At 52.4% G+C, this 19,208-nt stretch carries 20 protein-coding genes; 4 read left to right on the top strand and 16 right to left on the bottom strand.

Going from position 1 to position 19,208, the window contains the following annotated elements; genetic code table 11:
- Window positions 1-5 precede the first annotated feature (5 nt).
- From dxr to B4O97_RS14650, 4 genes are read left to right on the top strand one after another with little or no spacing between them, the layout of a single operon-like run.
- Entirely contained in the window at window positions 6-1,145 is a 1,140-nt protein-coding gene (gene dxr, locus B4O97_RS14665) for a 1-deoxy-D-xylulose-5-phosphate reductoisomerase (RefSeq protein ID WP_083051988.1), read from the top strand.
- Between the two features lie 6 nt (window positions 1,146-1,151).
- Window positions 1,152-2,522, top strand: a complete 1,371-nt coding sequence (rseP, locus tag B4O97_RS14660) for an RIP metalloprotease RseP (protein WP_083051933.1) — start codon at window positions 1,152-1,154, stop codon at window positions 2,520-2,522.
- Window positions 2,523-2,541: 19 nt separating this feature from the next.
- A complete protein-coding gene (locus tag B4O97_RS14655) occupies window positions 2,542-3,156 on the top strand; it encodes a CpXC domain-containing protein (protein ID WP_083051932.1) in 615 nt (204 codons plus the stop codon).
- Complete coding sequence (locus tag B4O97_RS14650; RefSeq protein ID WP_083051930.1) at window positions 3,153-5,162, top strand: WD40 repeat domain-containing protein; 2,010 nt, start codon at window positions 3,153-3,155, stop codon at window positions 5,160-5,162. Before B4O97_RS14655 ends, B4O97_RS14650 begins: the two co-directional genes overlap by 4 nt.
- 4 nt (window positions 5,163-5,166) lie before the next feature.
- On the opposite strand, the gene dtd is transcribed toward B4O97_RS14650, so the two are convergent.
- The 16 genes from dtd to folP all read right to left on the bottom strand — a co-directional run bounded on the left by dtd (window position 5,167) and on the right by folP (window position 19,152).
- Entirely contained in the window at window positions 5,167-5,616 is a 450-nt protein-coding gene (gene dtd, locus B4O97_RS14645; protein ID WP_083051929.1) for a D-aminoacyl-tRNA deacylase, read from the bottom strand.
- Window positions 5,617-5,625: 9 nt separating this feature from the next.
- A complete protein-coding gene (locus tag B4O97_RS14640; RefSeq protein ID WP_083051927.1) occupies window positions 5,626-6,714 on the bottom strand; it encodes a tetratricopeptide repeat protein in 1,089 nt (362 codons plus the stop codon).
- A gap of 9 nt (window positions 6,715-6,723) precedes the next feature.
- Window positions 6,724-7,758, bottom strand: coding sequence for a hypothetical protein (locus B4O97_RS14635; RefSeq protein WP_083051926.1), 1,035 nt, complete (start codon window positions 7,756-7,758; stop codon window positions 6,724-6,726).
- Window positions 7,758-8,717 (bottom strand): tetratricopeptide repeat protein, encoded by a 960-nt coding sequence (locus B4O97_RS14630; protein WP_143305726.1) that lies wholly within the window; start codon window positions 8,715-8,717, stop codon window positions 7,758-7,760. The genes B4O97_RS14635 and B4O97_RS14630 overlap by 1 nt, the downstream gene beginning before the upstream one ends.
- A 64-nt stretch (window positions 8,718-8,781) precedes the next feature.
- Window positions 8,782-9,435 (bottom strand): ribulose-phosphate 3-epimerase, encoded by a 654-nt coding sequence (rpe, locus tag B4O97_RS14625; RefSeq protein WP_083051923.1) that lies wholly within the window; start codon window positions 9,433-9,435, stop codon window positions 8,782-8,784.
- A 3-nt stretch (window positions 9,436-9,438) separates the two neighbouring features.
- A complete protein-coding gene (locus tag B4O97_RS14620) occupies window positions 9,439-10,458 on the bottom strand; it encodes a PASTA domain-containing protein (protein WP_158084319.1) in 1,020 nt (339 codons plus the stop codon).
- On the bottom strand, window positions 10,451-11,401 hold the full coding sequence (gene fmt / locus B4O97_RS14615; protein ID WP_083051919.1) for a methionyl-tRNA formyltransferase: 951 nt from the start codon (window positions 11,399-11,401) through the stop codon (window positions 10,451-10,453). The genes B4O97_RS14620 and fmt overlap by 8 nt, the downstream gene beginning before the upstream one ends.
- A complete protein-coding gene (gene def, locus B4O97_RS14610) occupies window positions 11,398-11,892 on the bottom strand; it encodes a peptide deformylase (protein ID WP_319415009.1) in 495 nt (164 codons plus the stop codon). The genes fmt and def overlap by 4 nt, the downstream gene beginning before the upstream one ends.
- A 44-nt stretch (window positions 11,893-11,936) precedes the next feature.
- Window positions 11,937-13,883 carry a replication restart helicase PriA gene (gene priA, locus B4O97_RS14605; RefSeq protein ID WP_158084318.1) on the bottom strand — a complete coding sequence of 649 codons (1,947 nt, stop codon included), beginning with the start codon at window positions 13,881-13,883 and terminating at the stop codon, window positions 11,937-11,939.
- A gap of 19 nt (window positions 13,884-13,902) precedes the next feature.
- Window positions 13,903-14,610: a uracil-DNA glycosylase gene (locus tag B4O97_RS14600; RefSeq protein ID WP_083051917.1), complete on the bottom strand. Its 708-nt coding sequence runs from the start codon at window positions 14,608-14,610 to the stop codon at window positions 13,903-13,905.
- On the bottom strand, window positions 14,603-15,340 hold the full coding sequence (gene truA, locus B4O97_RS14595; protein ID WP_083051916.1) for a tRNA pseudouridine(38-40) synthase TruA: 738 nt from the start codon (window positions 15,338-15,340) through the stop codon (window positions 14,603-14,605). The genes B4O97_RS14600 and truA overlap by 8 nt, the downstream gene beginning before the upstream one ends.
- Window positions 15,333-16,184: a DUF2225 domain-containing protein gene (locus B4O97_RS14590; RefSeq protein ID WP_083051914.1), complete on the bottom strand. Its 852-nt coding sequence runs from the start codon at window positions 16,182-16,184 to the stop codon at window positions 15,333-15,335. The genes truA and B4O97_RS14590 overlap by 8 nt, the downstream gene beginning before the upstream one ends.
- Window positions 16,181-16,561 (bottom strand): holo-ACP synthase, encoded by a 381-nt coding sequence (locus B4O97_RS14585; protein ID WP_083051912.1) that lies wholly within the window; start codon window positions 16,559-16,561, stop codon window positions 16,181-16,183. Before B4O97_RS14585 ends, B4O97_RS14590 begins: the two co-directional genes overlap by 4 nt.
- Entirely contained in the window at window positions 16,558-17,520 is a 963-nt protein-coding gene (locus B4O97_RS14580; RefSeq protein WP_158084317.1) for a CdaR family protein, read from the bottom strand. Before B4O97_RS14580 ends, B4O97_RS14585 begins: the two co-directional genes overlap by 4 nt.
- Entirely contained in the window at window positions 17,510-18,313 is an 804-nt protein-coding gene (cdaA, locus tag B4O97_RS14575; RefSeq protein WP_083051909.1) for a diadenylate cyclase CdaA, read from the bottom strand. The genes B4O97_RS14580 and cdaA overlap by 11 nt, the downstream gene beginning before the upstream one ends.
- Window positions 18,301-19,152 carry a dihydropteroate synthase gene (folP, locus tag B4O97_RS14570; RefSeq protein WP_096348898.1) on the bottom strand — a complete coding sequence of 284 codons (852 nt, stop codon included), beginning with the start codon at window positions 19,150-19,152 and terminating at the stop codon, window positions 18,301-18,303. Before folP ends, cdaA begins: the two co-directional genes overlap by 13 nt.
- Between the last annotated feature and the right edge of the window lie 56 nt (window positions 19,153-19,208).

Genomic DNA, 19,208 nt, shown 5'->3' with positions numbered 1-19,208 from the left:
TGAATATGAAAACAAAACGCGTCATTTTACTTGGAGCCACCGGTTCAATAGGAACAAGCACCCTGGATGTACTGTCGTCCTTTCCGGAGAAATTCCGGATTGTCGGATTAAGCGCCCATACCAACAGTGATAAACTGCTTCAGATTGCCCGGAACCATCCCGGGGCCAGGACAGCTCTGACCGGGATTCTGGCGGAACAGCGGGAGGGAATCGATTTTTACGGCAGCACTGCTGCGGTACAGCTCATTGAATCCCTCGACGCCGACATTGTGGTTAACGGCATCATGGGGTCCGCCGGACTCGCACCCTCGGCCGCCGCGATTGAAGCCGGCATGCACCTTGCTCTGGCCAACAAGGAAACAATTGTCATGGCCGGGGAGATACTTCTGCCGGAGGCACGCAAAAAGGGTGTTAATGTACTTCCTGTTGATTCGGAACATGCCGCTGTTTTTCAGCTTCTCAAGTCACGACCGCATTCCGAGATAAGCGGGATTATTCTCACCGCCTCGGGGGGAGCCTTTCGCAATACCCCCCTTCAGGAGCTGGCAGGGGTCAGTGTTCAGGAAGCCCTGAATCATCCCACCTGGAACATGGGTATAAAAATCACCATCGATTCAGCGAGCATGGCCAATAAAGGTCTTGAGGTAATTGAGGCGGAACGTTTCTTTGATATGGAAACCGACAAGGTCTCCGTTCTTATCCACCCGCAATCCTATGTTCACTCCCTGGTCCGGACCTGTGACGGCATTCTCTATGCCCAGGTAAGTGCGCCGGATATGAAGAACCCGATTATCAATGCCCTCTCGTATCCGGAAACCCTGGTCAGTGATTTTGCCCCTCTTGACCTGGCGGGTAAAAATCTGGAATTTTATGAACCCGATTATCGGCGTTACCCGATGCTGAAACTCGCATTTGAAGCTTCCCGTAAATCCGCCGCCTATCCGACAGCCTACAACGCCGCCAACGAAATTGCCGTGGAGGGCTTTATTCGGGAGCGGATACGATATCTTCAAATTGCCGAGGTTGTGGAAGCAGTACTGCAGCATGACTGGAGCGATGCCCCCCGGGACCTTCAAAACGTATTTGAAGTCGATTTACGGGTGCGAGCAGTCACGGAACAGCTGCTTGATGCACAAGGAGTATAGAGCTTAATGCTTTTTACCATAGTAGCCGGGCTTATCGGCCTGGGAATTGTAATTTTTGTTCATGAAACCGGCCACTTCCTGGCTGCCAAAGCTATGGGTATCGAGGTTGAGGCCTTTTCTCTTGGCTGGGGAAATCCTCTTGTTCGCTTCAGTTTCAGGGGTACCGAGTACCGAATATCCTCCCTGCCCATAGGCGGGTACTGCAAACTGAAGGGAGAACAAAACCTTCAACCCGGGGAGAGTCCGGATAGCGCTCGAATCACGACCGAAGAAGGTTCTCTCTTTTCCGTCGCCCCCTGGAGACGTATAATTACCTTCCTGGCAGGCCCTGTAAGCAACCTTCTCTTTTCGGTTCTTATCCTCTCCCTGATATGGGGAATCGGCTACAGCATACAGACCTTCGGGAACCGCATCATACTCGTTTCCGAATACGGCAGCGTCGCTTCCGGAGATTCCAGGTATCCCGCTGACATTGCAGGCCTCGAGACGGGGGACCGAATTCTCAGCATCGACGGAGAGAAGGTCAGCTATTATCGGGATATTCAGGAGCTTATCTCCATTCGGGCGGACAAGACAACCGACCTCTCTGTGGAACGTAACGGAGAAGTTTTAAACCTGAGCATTACCCCAATGCTGAACCCTCAGACCGGCGGTGGAATAATCGGAGTATCCCCCTGGATCGAAGCGGTGGTTGAAGAGGTCAGCCCCGGATCTCCCGCTTCTGCTGCAGGTATTCGTCCGGGGGATCGTATTGTAGCCGTCCAGGGCCATCCGGTCAGTAACCATCTTGATTTTCTACAGGCCCTGCAGGGGCACCCTTTACGCTTCGGCCTTACCGTCGAGAGAAACGGAGAGAGACTTGAACTGAGAATGGTTCCTGACTATGATGAAAACGGAAATCCGCTTCTCGGTATCAGTTACAAAAGCATTACCTCAAAACAGCAGGCTTCATCCGTTATCGATGCATTTTCCAGGGGAATCGGAGAATCATTCTCCATCCTTGGACTGAGCATCAGGAGTTTCGCCCTCCTGTTCAAGGGTATCGACCTGCAGCAGGCCGTTTCCGGTCCCATACGTATTACCTATATGGTTGGTCAGGTAGCAAGCAGCGGATTCAGCGACGGTATCATGACCGGGCTTATCTCACTTTTTCGTTTCCTGAGTTTCCTGAGTATCGCCCTCTTTGTCATGAATCTTCTGCCTATTCCCGCCCTTGACGGCGGATTGATTGTAATAACCCTCTTCGAAATGATACGCAGAAAGAGGATTTCTCCAAAGGTATTTAACCGCTACCAAGTTTTTGGTTTTATCTTTATAATGACTCTGCTCGTTTTTACTACCTTTAACGATATTTTCTACTTTTTTACGAATCATTGATCCTGGGTGGAGGTATTTTATGGACAGGGAATACAGCATTACCTGCTACTGCGAACGGGAACTCACAGTTGCTGTTCCCGAGACGATCGATCTCGCAACAAGCCCGGAAAAAATGGAAGAAATCATCCAGGGTGATTTCTTAAAGACGGAATGCCCCAACTGCGGAAAAGAACTCAAACCGGAGTTTGAAGTACGCTTTCGGTTCGGAGATTCTTCAGCACCCCTCCTGTTCCTCCCGGAGATTGACAGAGAAGGGTTCTATAGTGGGAAAAAAGAGGTTCCCGTTGACTGGGAACTTGTTATAGGGTATCCGGAGCTGCGGGAACACATGCTGCTGAAAAAGGAAAACCTGGAGCGTTTTCCCCTGGAGGCCATCAAGCTTCATCTTCTTCAGAAAGTACCATCTGACCGGGGCGTATCGATTTACTTTGAAAAACTGGAAAACGAGAAACTCTTCTTTGAGCTCATCGGACTCCGTGAGAATGAGGTCGGGATTGTTCAGGTACCCTTTAAAACCTACCGGCAGCTTGAGAGTGACCGGGAACGTCTGGTACAGGAAGAACCCTATAGCGCCATGCTGCTTCCTCCGTACATCTCCGTAAAGCTTGTCAGTTTTGAGGAGGCATCGGAATGAGACGCCTGATACTGATACTTTTTCTGTTCATACCCTTTTTCCTGTCCGCAAATACCCCGCAGCCAAGAATCGTAATTCAGACCGGTCACAGCGGAGAAGTACGTTCTGTCGCCCGTCAGGAGAGCTCCGGTCTGACTGTCAGTACCGGCAGAGACGGAACAGTCCGGGTATGGAAAAACGGGACCCTGCTCTACAGCCGGCAGGTTTCGCATCTGCCCCTCTCAGACCTGATTGTTCATCCGGACCTGCCGATCAGCGCTTTCATTGCCACCGACAGTATCAACACCTATCGTCTGATCGTCTACAACTGGGTTGATGATAATGAACTGTACAGTATTCGGATAAAGGATGCTCCTCTCTCTCTGGGTTTCTCTCCAAAAGGTTCATATCTATTTTACAGCAGGGCAGATCTTAACAGCCTGACCCTCCTGGATGCCCGGACCGGTGCGCCCCTTGAAATTGCCACCGAAGGCTTCGGAATAGTCTCCGCCGCCTTTATTTCCAATACCGAATCGACCATGGTCTGCTATCTTCCCTCGGGTAATATTATCTACTGGGACCTGGAGAATAACAGGCGCAAGGCAGCCCCGATTGGAACCATGAGTGATATGGAGATGGTGAATTTCAACAGCACCGGCAGATTCGGTATAGGATACCGCAGCTCAACCCTCCATCTTTTTGATCTTGTTACCGGCCGGACCCTGTCGTCGCTCGCCATGACCGGGGTAAGCGATATCTCCATGCATCCCCAGGCTTCGCGGGTAGCGCTTATTCGCAATGCAGAAAGGTACCAGGAGATAGTCGAGATTGATTTTTCGAATCGCATATTGCTGGAGGTTTCCCGTGTTTCTCCTCCCTCCCGCCGTCCGGTGGCACTCGCGATTCATCGGGATGGTATCGACACGGGATTTGAAAACGGCAGTCTTGGAAGAGTCAATCCGTCTTCTTCCGGCTTCAACCAGTGGGGAAAACCCGGTCCCGTGGCTGTTTCGGATATTGACGCCTGGAACGGAACCCTTGCAGCCAGTGCTCCTGGTTCCATTGTTTTAATAGATTCAGCCCAGTTGCGTGGCCAATCCGTCAAGATTCCAGAGTCAATCGAAACCACACGTGTATCTCTTCCCTTCAGCCAGTCGGGAGGGTTTCTCCCTCTCGATTTTCGACGCGGCATTGTCTGGAACGCGCAAAACCCGGATCAGGCCTACCTCTTCTCGGTGTCCGACGGTTCCTTCGAAGGTCTCTTTTCGATTGCTTCTGCCTGCAAGGAGATCTATACCAATGGTAACCGGATCCTCAGCCTTGATCAGAACGGAAGTATTCGCCTTTACGATCTGCAGCGCAGGGAAGTTCTGTATCAGTACGCCGCTTCGGGTATACGGGACGTTACGTTTATTGATCAGGAATCCATAATTGTGGGACGCAGCCCTTCAGCCCGTTTTCCGTCTCCCCTTACCCGAATAAATCTCCGAACCGGCGAGACTGTTCCCCTGGATGCTGAGGATCTTCTTATTTACTCCCTTCATTTCGATCCCCTGACAAATCATCTTTACACCCTGGGACTTCAGGACAGACGCGGCAATATCATGACGGTCCTGCAGCAGCTGCAGGGTTCAAACTTTCAGCACTCCCTGCCCCTGCTCTCGTACCCCGGGGAAGACCATAACGCTGCCTTTGTGCTTGACGGACTTCGGCTGTATACATCCCTGGGGCGTTCAGAAATTCAGGTTTCCGGCTGGGACGGTTTTTCATCCTTTTCATCCGTATCTCACATTCCCCACAAGATCAGCGTGGACAGGAGAATCCTGGCAAGCGTTAACAGTGACTTTTCAATAAGTATCTGGGACAAGAAATCGGGGGACTGGCTTTCAGATATCTATCTTTTCCCCGGGAATCAGTGGCTGCTGAAAGGTAGCGACGGTTCCATACGCACCTCTGCCGGCGGAATGGACTACGTCAAGGTGTTTAACGGGGAAAAGGAGATTTCCTCCAGGTCCTTCGGATTTTAAAAGCTTAGAAAGTTTTTTGTGAATCCAGGAGTATCGTTACGGGTCCCTCATTTTGACTGACCACGTTCATCTCTGCCTGGAAAATGCCGGCTGATACCCGGATATTTCTTTCCCCCAGGCTGTCGAGGAATTTCTGATACAGTTTTTCCGCTTTCCCCGGTTCCGCAGCCTGATTATATGAAGGTCGTCTTCCTTTTCTGGCATCAGCATACAGGGTAAACTGGCTCACAACAAGAATGCCGCCCTTGACATCCAGGACTGATCTGTTCATTTTTCCCCCTTCATCGGGAAAAATCCGCAGGTTCACCAGCTTTTCGACCAGGTAGAGAAGGTCTTTTTCCGTGTCTTCATTTCCAATACCAAGATACACCAGGAGACCTTTTCCGATCTCTCCGACGATTCTGTTATCAACTTCGACCCTGGCGGATCCAGTCCTTTGAACTACAGCTCTCATATTCCCTTTTTATTCAAGCAGTTTATGAATTGAAACTCCATCAAGGGTAAACCCGCGGCTGCCGGGTTGGTCTTTTTCCGGAAGGACGATTTTTGCCAGAACCTCTACCCTTCTGTTCTCTTCCAGGAAAACAGGGAAGTCCAGACGCACCTTGACAACACCCTCGAGGAGGCTTTCGTCGTGGTATCCGACTAAAAGATCGAAGGTAATCTCATCATTTTTGGTTAGTATATTTGCGCTTTTCCCCTTCCAGGCAATGTAACACCCCTCGTATAAAGGGGGTTGAGACGATACCTGTTCAAAAGTAAAAGAGTCCTTCAGGGTTGCAAAGTTGGGTTCCGCTATATATTGAATCAGATACCGGGCTTTTTCCTTTATGTCTTCCGCGGCGTTGGAAAGAAGAAGCCTGTTTATTTCTCTCCTGGCCATATTGTCCCGAAAGCTGTTCATAAGATCAAGGATTTCTTCAGTACTTGCCCGGACTTCATCCTCAGTAAGGACAAACTCCGCGTTTTCATTTTCCGTGGACCCGCTGGCGGAAAAAAAGTCGATGCCGGCTATTTCCGGACGCAGTATTTCTTTCTTTGAAAACCACCCGTAGGGATCGAAATAGAGAAAAACTGAGCTTCCCAGGATAATTACGGAAGAGACAATAAGAACCTTTTTCCATGGGTTTTTCTTTTTTCTCGGGTAGCGCAGATAACGGTCCAGTTTTTCTTCCTCGAGACGCATTGCGATCTGGCTGAACTCTTTCGATTCCCGTATGAGCTTAAGCCCCCGCTGAACTTCCTTCAGCTCCCCCTTGTTCTCAAGAATAGAGAGCCATATACGTATTGCCTCTTCTGTTTCACCTCTTTTGGCGGAAACAAGGGCAAGACCGAGATTGGCCGAGGTGTCTCCCGGACTCAGCTGCTCAGCCCGTCTCAGATACGAGTATCCTCCTCCGAAATCACCGGTAAACAGACAGGAATATCCCAGCAGGAGATAAAAACGGTAGCTGTCCCTGTACTGAAAGACCTGGGGTTCCAGCATTCTCAGCACTCTGCTGTATTTTCCGCGGAAATAGAGTTTCTCGGCAGCTGAAAGAACCTGGTCCATTAGCAAAGCCTAATCTTCAAAATCAGCCTTTCGAGCCTTCAGGGTTTCAAGGAGCTGGCGCAGCATCTGAATTTTTTCTTCCGGCACCTTCTGGTCAGTCTCCATAAGAAGATCAATCTCTGCTATAAGCTCCCGGACGAGGGCAACCTCCTGTTCAGGATCTCCGGTTTCCTTCTCTTGTGACAGGATATCCGCTATCTTGTCATTCACGTTCTGAGAAGCCGGCAGATACCCGCCCTGTGCGTAGGAACCGAAGGCGAGGTCTATAAGCCTCTCGTCTCCAGGCAGAAGAGGCTGGGGATCAAAGTACAGGGCAATTGCGGAGTCGTTTATTGAATATGGGGGATTGGAAAAGCTCCGGGATGTGCTCACATCGTACGACCAGGAGCTTTCGTTCAGACGTTTCCAGTTGGCGAAGATCACCGAATCAGGGACTGTTACTCCCGGAACATTGAGCATAAGCATGAGTCCGCTGTCTGCCGAATGTTCACGGGGAGACAGAATGTACCGGGGATACGGTGCCTTAAGCACGGTCTCGCCATTAATCGATCTGTTCTCGGAACTCACAAAATGCGACCCCCTGTTCTCACCAAGATAGGTATCCAGGAGGTATCGAAGCCCCACTGAAAGTTTCTGTGAGGATATATTCCGAATTCTCAAGCTCATGGCAAGTCCGTTGTTCACTTCCGATGAAAATGAGCGAATAATCCGGAACTCCTGACGAACTTCAAGCTGACCGGAGGTCCATACAATCCGGGGCTGTCCCTTTTCATTGATAATCTCCCTGCGAAAATCAGAACTTGCCGGCAGGTTGTAAATCCGGTTGTTCACTGCAATACTGAAATAGCTGGTTCTCGGATCATCGGAATACAAGAGAGACAGGGGCTGACCTTCTTTTTCCGATAGAGAAAAAAGGCTGAAAGTTCCGGTTTTCTCGTTGATTTCCAGGCGCACGCGGCCTGATTCAACATTCAGTGCATAGGCCAGAACCGGTATAAGCATAATGAGGAAGAAAACAGCCGGTCCAGTTCTTTTAATTCCCATTACTGACCACTCCGTTCAATGAGACCGAGATAATACTCCTTCAGTTCCAGGGCTTCCGCCTTCATATCAAGAAGTTCACGGATAACATCGGTATCCGTGGGGGATATACGGGAAGCAGATGTTTCGCCGACGGGAGCCGTATCGCCTGCCTGGTTCCGTAAAAGTCTGTTCTGTTCTTCAAGTTCGCTGATCGTTATTTGCTGCTCTTTAACCCTGGCAGTAAGACGGTCGAGTTCCTCCTGAAAATCCTCGGACAGAACAACCGCCAGGCGTTTCTGGTATTCAGACAGCGCCTGCTCGTAGGCTTTTTCCCGTTGGATAAACTCCTCGACAGCCCTGAGATACTCCTCGTGACTGATTTTCAGGAGTTTTACCAGTTCGTTTTCACGATGTTTGAACTGAATAAGCTGGAGCCGAAAGCGGGCAGCTTCTATTTTGTAACTTGAGGGGTATTTTTCATCAATGAAACGGAAAACCTCTTCGGCTTCATCCAGATGTCCTGTACTGTACAATGACTCACCTATCCAGAAATAGGCATTGGCAATATAGACATCCCGGGGGTAATCCTGAATAAAACTGTACAGGATCTGTATTGCCGATTCAAAGTCCCGCTGAAGATACAGCAGTCGACCCTTCTGGTACAGTCCTTCCGGTCTCAGGGGGCTTTCCGGAAAGCTGGAGAGGAAATACTCCAGATGACGGGTCGCTTCATCGTAGTCCCCTTGCGCAAGATAGGTTTTTCCTATCCAGAAATAGGCATCATCCTGATAATCTTCGAGTCGGGAATCAGTTAGTACGCTGCGGAAACTGCGTAATGCCTCGGTGTACAGTCCATCCTGATAGGCAGTGATTCCCTGTTCTACTTCGCCAGGCAAATTCGCTGCAGCCAGATCCGGAGCAGACAGAACAACGAGAGCTGCAAATAATAGAAAAAGAGTATTTCTTCGGGCTTCTGTCACACCTATGTACCCCCGCTATACTTTTCGACAAATAAACGAGCCGGCATTACCTTTAAGAGAGCCCTCAGCGACGCCCCCGCAGTATGGCGACCTCTGCGGCGGAATCTTCAGCGTTGAAGAAGGCGCTTCCGGCCACGATAACATCGACACCGCTTTTCCGGACTTCATCTATTGTAGTCCGGTTCACTCCACCGTCAATTGAAATCCGGTAGGACAGGGATTTTTCTTCCCGGATCCCGACCAGACGCTCCACCTTTGCCAGGGTGGAAGGTATGATTTTCTGCCCGCCGTATCCCGGGTTCACCGACATTACCAGGACAAGATCCACCTCGTTCAGAATTTCAACGATATGATCCACCGGTGTAGACGGAACAATGGACACTCCGGGTTTAACCCCGTGATCCCTGATTGTCTGGAGGATACGATGAAGATGTACGCTGGCCTCGGCATGTACTGTCAGATAATCAGCACCGGCGGCACAGAAACTCTCGATGTGCCGTTCCGGATTATCTATCATCAAATGAACATCCATGGGCAGCTTGCTGATCGCCCGGATATCGGCAACCATCTGACTTCCAAAGGTAATGGGAGGAACAAAGGATCCGTCCATTACATCCAGATGTATCCAGTCAGCGCCAGCTGACTCGATAAGACGTACAGCGCCGGCTATATCGGTAAAATTGGCGGAGAGAATGGAAGGTGCAACCAGTGGTGCCATTCCCTATTCCTCCTTCTTGACCGTGAACCTGATCCGTTCCGTACCCTCGATCAGTATGAGCAGCACCGTATTTTCCGGTTCCAGATATGGAACGGAGAGGAGCCCTCCCTTGTGCCTGAGTTCCAGCCTGGTCTCCCTTACACCCTCGGGGGATACCGCGTCAATCGTTATGTTGGCGGGTATGGAATAATTGGGAAGACTCTTTTCCAGGATACCGAAAACATGGCCCTCGGGAATATCTTCCGGTCTGGTTATAACCAGCTGGTGGAGAGACTCCCGGGGAACATCGCTGTCCGGGGCAGGGTTCTGGGAAACTACGATACCGGCTTTTTCGTTTTCGTCGGCATCCCGTGCAGAAACGGTAAAGTAGATATTCTGGCGGATAAGGGACTCGACCGCCTCAATGTAGGGCATATCTGTATAATCCCGAACCAGTATGGTTCCGGTCTGTGGTCCGCGGCTTACAACCAGTTCAAGGGCGGTCTGGCTGGTAATTTCCGTACCCGGCTCCGGGGACTGGGAAATAATGGTTCCCTCGGACAGCTCATTGAAGATACGTTGTACAGGCTCCTTTATCGAAAGCATGGGCCCGTGAACAGAAACAAGACTCTTGAGATGTATCTCCAGATCCTCGATATTCCAGCCGACATAGTTGTCTATCCGCTCAATAATCGAACCTTTACTCACCCGGAGTACAATCTTTGATTTTGCCTTGACTATGGCCCCGGGATTCGGATCCTGCTCAAGAACAGTACCCTTGTCCGCCGGTGTTGAAGAGTAACGCAGCTGAATATGCGGATACAACTCCTTCTCCTGCAGGGATACAAGGGCATTTTCCAGATCATTGCCCACCACATTGGGGACCATGGTCTGTTCCGGCCCACGGATCGTCACCATAAAGGTCACAAAGCCTGCAAGCAGCATAAGAACTATTGTTCCCAGGGCAAGAAATATTACGGTCTTGAAATAACGATGTTCGGGAGAATCGCTCTCTCTGGGAAGCAGAGATCGTAATTTAGCCATGAAGTTTTTCATTGGTTCCTCCAAGAATCGATCCTTCGATCCCCCGTACGCCATTGACGAAGGATTGCCAGGGAAGGCGCTTTTTCCCTTGCAGCTGCAGAGACTGGACAGCGAGGAGACCTTCTCCAGTTTGTATCAAAATTCCCCTCTTCCTGTCTACTGCCGCCACATTTCCCGCCCCGAGGCTGCTGTTTTCCCGAAGGACCGCGGCTTCCCAGATCGTCAGCTTCTGGTCCTGAAAACCTGTGTATGCACCCGGCCAGGGATTAAAGGCCCGGACCATGCGACCGATCTTTTCCGCGGATTGGTTCCAGTCTATCATGCCGTCTTCTTTGGTAAGGAGCCGGGAATAGGTGGCATCCTGATGGCGCTGAGGAACCGGCTTCTCAATGCCGGCTTCAATTTCCCGAACCACTTCGAGCATGGCGGCGGAACCTTCCTCAGCCGCCAGGGCGCCGAGAACCCCGGTGGTTTCGGTCCCCTTAAGGGGGAAGCTCTTCTGAAGCAGGATATCCCCCGCATCCATCTCGAGGGCGATTCTCTGTACGCTCAAGCCCCATTCTCCGTCGCCCTCCAGAATTGTAAATGGCAGGGGAGCAGGCCCTCGATGCCGGGGAAGAAGCGAAGGATGCAGGTTGATTGCGCCGGAGGGGAAGAGTTCAAGAAAACGGGGACCAAAAATCTTTCCGTAGGCAACCACCGCCAACAAATCAGCACCGATTTCGGCGATTTCCTCCCGGGCTTCCCGCCCCAGTCGGCCAGGGGTAAAAACCGGTAAGTTCAGATCCAGAGCCAGGGCTTTTACCGGAGAGGGGCTGAGGCTTCTTCCACGACCCCTGGAGGCGTCGGGACTCGTCAGGACCGCGGCCACAAGGCCCTCCCGGCTCAAGGTTTCAAGTGAAGGGAGGGCTATCTCGGGGGTCCCGGCGAAAAGGATCCTCATACCGCCTTCTTGGTGCTTTTTTTTGCGTACTCCCTGATCGCTTTGTCCCGTTTCGCCTCGGAAAGGTGATCAATAAACAGAACGCCGTTCAGGTGGTCAAGTTCGTGCTGAATAACCCGGGCGAGAATTCCATCGGCGTCAACACGGAAGGGACGTCCCTTCTCGTTGAAGGCCTGGATCTGTACCTGAACAGGACGTACAACGTCGGACCAGATACCGGGGATGCTCAGGCAGCCCTCCTCGTAATCCCCCTGTTCTTCCGAGGTAAGGGTAATCTCCGGGTTGATAAAAACCCACAGCTTGTGTCCTTCGGGCTGACAGATAAAAAGACGTTTGGACACACCCACCTGGGGGGCGGCCAGACCTATTCCCTGCCCGCGCATGAGATTTGCCATATCATCGATCAGGCGATGGAGATTATCGTCGAATTCTTCGACCCTGGTACTTTTTTCACGCAGGACTTCATCGCCGAGGGTAACAATATTCATCATAAGGAAATAGTACCGAAAAGGAGGAACAGGGTCAATTCTTCGCCCTAGAGCAGGCTGACGGGATCCACATCAACCTCACGGTATACCCCGGAAGGGGGATCGATCCGCTCGAGAAAGAAACTGCAGAAATCGTAAAGAACGGGAAATTCTTCTCCCCTCAGGATGGCATGAATCCGGTAATTGCCGGATATTACCGCCAGGGGAGCTTCGCTGGGACCAAGCAGATCGATCCCCCGGGGCAGATCCCGCTCCAGAGCGGTGCAGAACTGGCGGGAGGCAGCCAGTACCTTGTCCCTTCTCTTGCCGCGGAAAAGGATTCGTATAAGCCGGGCGAAGGGCGGAAAACCGAGACTCCTTCTAACCGACAGCTCCTCTTCATAGAAATCCTCCTGCCGGCTCTCAGCCGCCAGCCGTATGGCCGGTGCCTGGCCATGGAAGGTCTGGATAAGAACCTCGCCATCGGGATGGAAACGTCCGGCCCTTCCTGCAACCTGGGTCAGAAGAGCGAAGGTTCTTTCGGCGGCGCGAAAATCAGGCAGCATCAGGGTCGTATCCGCCATTACGATTCCCACCAGACGGACGCCCGGAAAATTCAGCCCCTTGGCGACCATCTGGGTCCCCAGGAGAATATCCAGTTTTCCCTGCCGGAAATCGCCCAGGATTTTCCTGAGACTTCCCTTTCTGCTCACCGAATCGGTATCCACACGGGCTATCCGTGCGTCGGGGAAAAGGGCGGCGATTTCCTCTTCTATTCCCTCCGTTCCGTAGCCGGAATAGCCGACATCCAGGGAACCGCATTCCGGACAGACCTGTACGGGGCGGCTCTGGTAGCCGCAGTAATGACAGAGCATGATTCCCCGGGATTTATGAAAAGTCAGTGACACCGAGCAGTGTTCACAGCGCATTTCGTACCCGCAGCTCCTGCAGTGGAAAAAATAGGAGAAACCGCGGCGGTTCAAAAAGAGAATCGCCTGACGCTTGTCGGCCAGGGTTCGTTTAAGACCCGCGGCCAGTTCAGCACTGATTACACCCTTCTCTCCCCTCATATCCAGAATTTTCATCTGCGGGGGTGCCCCGCCTGCGAGACGCCGGGTCAGATGGAGGGTTCTCAACTGTCCCTGCTCCATAAGATAGGAGGCCTCCACACTGGGAGTGGCGCTTCCCATAACGAGGCTTGCAGCGTCCTTTTTTGTACGGTACATGGCGATCTGCCGGGCATGATAGCGGGGGCTCGATCCGGATTTATAGGAGCCCTCATGTTCTTCGTCCAGAATGATAAGTCCCAGCCTGGCGACCGGAGCAAATACAGCGCTCCTGGCACCTATTACAAGCCTTGCTTCACCGCTTCTGATTCTTCTCCATTCCGTGAGGCGCTGGGACGGGGTGATCCTGGAGTGCCAGACCGAAACGATATTCCCGAAGCGGGAAACCGCCTCCCGTACAATCTGGTGGGTGAGTGAGATCTCCGGCACGAGATAGATAACGCCGTCTCCCCGTTTCAGCACCTCTGTGGCGGCGGAAAAGAATACCGCCGTTTTACCGGATCCCGTTATTCCATAGAGATAGATCGGCCGGGTATCCGGATCGAGGATTGCCCGGACAGCGTCCTGCTGTTCATCGGAGAGGGTAAATTCGGAGAGGGGTACATCATCCTCCGGCAGGATGGAAGGCATGCTGCTCTCCTTTTTTCCCCCCGGCAGCATGCTGCTCAGGACCTCCCCGACGGAAGAAAAATAGCGGCGTGCCGTCCAGCGGGCCAGGTCTGCTTCGGATTCGCCGAAAACAGGCTCATTATCCAGGACCCGGAGGATATCCTTGAGGGTAAAATCTCCGGAAGGAGGATCCGGAGAAACGGAAAGCACGAAGGCGACGACCTTACGCCTCCGAAAGTCGACCTCCACCCGGTATCCGGGACCTGCGTTCATATCATCCGGGAGCCTGTAGGTAAAGGTTTTGTTCAGAGGCAGGTTTAAAGCGACTTCGGCAAACACTGTGGAATCCGTTCTCCGGTCATCCCTGACCGATAAGTCCTGAGAGCCGCCTCAGATCATCCCATACCGGTCGGCGGAGTTCGGGATTCCTGAGTACGGCACTGGGATGGTAGGTGACTATCACGGGGATGTCCTTGAAGGAATGGACCTTTTCCCGCATGTTCCTGAGGCTCGTTTCCATTCCGGTGATCTTTCTTCCTGCGAAACGCCCCAGGCACAGAATTGCCCTGGGTTTGAGCAGTTCGATCTGGGCCAACAGATAGGGAAAACAGCTTTTCATCTCCGACTCTTCAGGGTCACGGTTGCCGGGAGGGCGGCATTTTATCACATTGGCGATGAAAACGTTCCTGTCCCTGGACAGGTGAACCGCATCAAGCCACTTGTCCAGATATTTCCCGGCGGCTCCCACAAAGGTTTTTCCGCTTTCATCTTCCTGTCCTCCCGGGGCCTCTCCGATAAGCATTACCTCCGGCTTGCTGCTCCCCTCGCCGGGAACCGCGTTTTTTCGCAGGGAACCAAGAGGACAGGCGCTGCATCGGCGGATCAGTCCGGCAAGTTCCTCCAGGCTGCAGGAGGAGAGGTCCTGTACCGGAGCTTCTTCCGGTTTTGCCCTCCCCGACAGACGCAGGACACCGGTTTCTGTGCCGTGTTCCCTGCGATAGCCGCCGGCCTCGAGATCTTCAAAATTGTCGAGAATGTCGCGATATTTAGACAGAATGCTATTCATAATATACCTTGTAGAGATACAGGGCCGGGGCCGGGGCCGTAGGTCCGGCGAGACTGCGGTCCCTGGAAAGCAATATATCCCGGATACTCTCTTGCTCTTCTTTCTTCAGTTCAAAATCCAGTATGGTTCCGACAATTGATCGTACCATACGCCAGAGAAAAGCGTTACCGCTTATCTGAAACATGATAAGTCCCCGCCGGGGGAAAAAACTCGCTGCCTCGATTTTACGAACCCTGGATTCCGAGGCATCGCCGGCGGCGGTGAAGGTGGTAAAATCGTGGGTCCCCACAAGAGGCGCCGCCAGATCATTGAGCCTGACAATATCCGGAGAATGACGGATATGATACATCCGGCCGTCACAGAAGGGGCTCCGTTCCTGTCCGGTTTTAATCAGGTATCGATATGTTCTTCGCCGCGCGCTGAATCGGGCATGAAAATCATCAGGGACTTCAGAGCTTCTGTAGATCCTCACTCCCCGGGGCAGAAGACTGTTCAGAGCAGGGGCATACTTTTCAGGAGGAATCGACGCTTCGCAGTCGAAATGGGCGGTCTGGTTAAGGGCGTGGACCCCTGAATCGGTTCTTCCTGATCCGATAACCCTGAGTTCCCCGCCGGTCAGCTTCTGCAGGGCGGATTCCAGACTCCCCTGAACGGAGGGGTCGTTTTTCTGAAGCTGCCATCCGCAGAACATGGTTCCGTCGTAACTCAGATCCAGACGGATTCTAGGCATCAGCCCCCCCGAACTCCTTCAAGGCCTCGTTTATGGAATCAAAAAGATCCCGGGAGCAGTTCAGTATTGCCTCCGGCTTGCTCTTGGTGGCTTTGCCCATACCGAATATCCTGGCAACAATACGTTTTGCCAGATGCAGAGACTTCTCCCGCTTTTCCGGATCCTCCTGGGGACCGTACATATATTCAAGGTAGGAGGCAAGATAGAGGACCCCGTCGTAACCGTAGTTTTTATCCAGATCCGGTCCCAGATTGCCGGCATTTCCCAGGCTCTCGGTTCCATCGGATTCGTATTCCACCGCGAGGGTGTAGAAAAAACGCGCTTTCCGGTAAAAGAGCCTGGCCATATAGTCGTAGTTTTCGTTGGGCATCGCGGTGTGCAGATCGTTACACAGCCAGGCCGCCCTCAGGGATGAGAGCCCCTGCTTGATTGTCGGGGCCGTAAACTTCGGAAAGTAATCGTAGCACATCAGGGCAAAATAGTAGGCGGCCACTCCCTCCTTAAGGCCCCGGGGTTCACGAAATTCCAGCTCGGGAAATATGGGACGTATAACCGCCACCCGTTTTTCGCTGTTTTTCTTGAGTTCCGGAACCGATTCAAGGGGAACATCGGAAAAATCAGCCGGATAGGCGGCAAAAAAACAGGAGGGACAGACGGTAATCGGGTAAACCAGGGGATTCACCTCTCCGAATTTTTTGTTTACCTCGTACAGCCGGCGGAGTTCTTCAGTAAGATTCCCTGCGATCAGGCGTCCGCTTCCGGTGAGCATCTCTTCCCGGTGGAAGCTGGAACCGCATACAGGACAGGAGATCGGTTTTTTCGAAAAAAATGAGGTCTTGTTCATTGTCCCTCTCCTTCGAGAACCACCATGGCAACAGCGTTGTCCCGTTCATGGGTCATGGTAAGATGGATAGTCTTGCCTCCCATCTCCTCCAGGGTTTTTTTCGCCCTCCCCAGGAGCTCGATATCCGGTTTGCCGTAACGGTTGTTTTTTACCCGTATCTCTTTCAGGATCAGTCCGTGCAGTCCCGTACCCAGGGCTTTGCCGAAAGCTTCCTTGGCGGCGAAACGGGCGGCCAGAGACAGAGCGGAAGATTTTCCCCGTCTCAGGGCATCTTCGATTTCCGAAGGGTGAAAAAAACGGTGCATCAGTTCCGGCCTTTCAAGCCAATGGGCCATGCGGTTGACATGCACAATATCGACTCCTATTCCCAGGATCATAAACCCTCCGTCTCGTCCGCCGCTTCAACCCTCAGGTTTATCTCTTCGGGTTCGTAACTTAATATCAGTATGTCGGAAGGAACCTCGGCTTCCACGGCGAGGCGGTAGCTTCCGGGGGAAGATATAAAACTTCCATCAATAACCAGGGAAAAATCCTCAGGATTGACGGTTTCAAGAACGAGCTGGGTTCCCTGGAATTTGATACTGCCCTCCGGAATCTCGGAACTGATTCTGAACTCATCGTCCATATCCAGCACCAGTATATCGATGTTATCGAAGGTTCTGATAAGCCGGGTCTCCTGAATAATGCCCCGGAATTCGACTTCCTTGAAATCGGGAAAACGGAGCATATCCTCGGGGGCTGTTTCAAAACCGACTTTGAGGGTTATGGAACTGCGCAGATTGGTGAGATCGATGGGATCGGTCATGATGGACCGCAGATCCTGTACGCTGCTTTTCGGGCCTTCTATACGGATCTTTTCGGGGGAAACGAAATACTGTCCGAGCTCGTAGCCCCGGGCCGGATAACCGACAATGTTGGGAACGACATCCACTATCTTCTCCCGTTTTTCTTCCAGTTCCAGCCTCAACTCAACCGGTTCAACACTTATTTCAAGATAATCAACGTTAAGGGCAGTACCCTGCCTGTGATACTGCAGGGGGGCCCTGAAGACACCCTCCCGCCGGAAATCGGTAAAGTCGGCGAAAACCTGTATATCGTCCTCGATAATATTGAATACAGCTTCCTGGTCACCGCGGATTGTAACCCTGGCGTTTCGCGGATAGGGACCTGCGGGTACCAGGTTTTCGTTGATCCTGAGATCCAGGGGTACACTGAAAAAACGTTCCTCCAGGCTTGATATTCTGTAGAACAGAAAAAGAAGCACCGCCAGGGCTACGGACAGAACCTTTACCGGCCAGTTATGGGCTATGCGTTCAAGCAGCTGTCTAGGATTCAATTGCGGCAGCCTCCTCTTCCCGTTCATCCTCGTGGATGTTCAGGAGTCGTCTCAAGGTCAGGCGAACCTCCTGGACTGTAAGATCGTAGTAGAGATTGGCGTTATAGGCCAGGGAAATAGCGCCGGTCTCTTCGGACACGATAAGAACCGCGGCATCGGTCTCTTCCGCCAGCCCCAGGGCCGCCCGGTGGCGGGTTCCAAAGCTGCGGCGGATGTCCGACTGCTCTGAGAGGGGAAGAAAACAGCCGGCGGAAACGATCTCTCCCCCCTGGAGAACAATGGCCCCGTCATGCAGGGGAGTATCATGGCCGAAGATCGTCAGGATCAGGGAAGAACTGATGTCCGCATTCAGGCGGGTGCCGGTTTCGATTATATTCTTTAAGCCGACCTTGAGGCTGAATACGATGAGCGCACCCCTCTGCCTCCCGGAAAGAACCTCCACGGCATTCAGAACACTGTCCAGCTGGTAGGAAGTACCCCTGTTCTGCAGTCTGAGCCACTCTCCCCGGCCGATGGTGGTAAAAATATTCCGCAGTTCCGGCTGAAATACGATGGCGATAATAATGACAAGAACCGTGGCAAGACCGTTCATGATCCACAGCAGGGTGGAAAGCTCCAGGAAAAAGGCCAGAACATAGATCAGGGTCATCAGAAAGGCACCCTTTACCAGCTGAATGGCCCTGGTCTGAACGAGGATCTGGTAAATCTGATAGATAATAAAGGAGAGAATGAGGATATCCAGAAGGGGACGGATTACATCCCGGAAGAGCCAGATCTGGTTCAGCCACTCCATACAGTGCCTTCTCCTTCTACAGCCCGCACGACCGCTGCGGCATCCAGGGTCGCGGCCACATCATGAACCCGCAGTACAGCGGCACCCTTCAGTTGAGCCAGTACCCCGGCGCTTATGCTTGCATAAATCCGCTCGTCCACCCCACGGCCGCAAATCTTTTCCAGGAAGGATTTTCTCGAATGACCTATCAGCACCGGATATCCCAGCTCGTTGATCCGGGGTATATTTCTGAGAAGGTCGAGATTATCCTGATGCCGCTTGCCGAAGCCTATTCCCGGATCGAGAATAATCTTCTCCTTTTTAATACCCGCCCTCAGAGCCTTCTCCACCGCCAGCTGTAGCTCGGCCAGTACCTCATCCAGGACGTTCACGTAGTGGGGTTCAAGCTGCATATCCCGGGGGCTGCCCTTTTTATGCATCAGGACGACGTATCCGCCATAATCCGCTATTATCCCTGCCATGGCTGCATCATCCTGCAGAGCGGAGATATCATTGATAATGTCGGCACCCGCCTTAAAGGCAGCCTCTGCGACGCCGGCTTTCCGGGTATCGATGCTGATGGGGATCTGAGAGGTTTTCCGGATCTCCTCCACCACGGGAATGACCCTGCGCAGCTCTTCGGCCTCATCCACATAATCGGCTCCCGGCCGGGACGATTCCCCTCCCAGGTCGAGGATGTGAGCACCCTCCGCAATCAGCTGTCTCGCTTTTCTGGAGGCATCCGCCAGAGCGGCGGCCCGGGATGAGGGGAAAAAGGAATCGGGGGTACAATTTATTATACCCATGACCAGGGGCTTGGGGAAAAAATCAATATCCGCAGGATGATCTGGAACACACATCAGCGTCATTATAAGAAAAAGGTTCTGTATTGACCAGAGGAATTGGCTCGTACTAC

It is taken from the genome of Marispirochaeta aestuarii (assembly GCF_002087085.1).
GTDB lineage: Bacteria > Spirochaetota > Spirochaetia > JC444 > Marispirochaetaceae > Marispirochaeta > Marispirochaeta aestuarii.
This window is presented reverse-complemented; position numbering and strand designations above follow the sequence as displayed.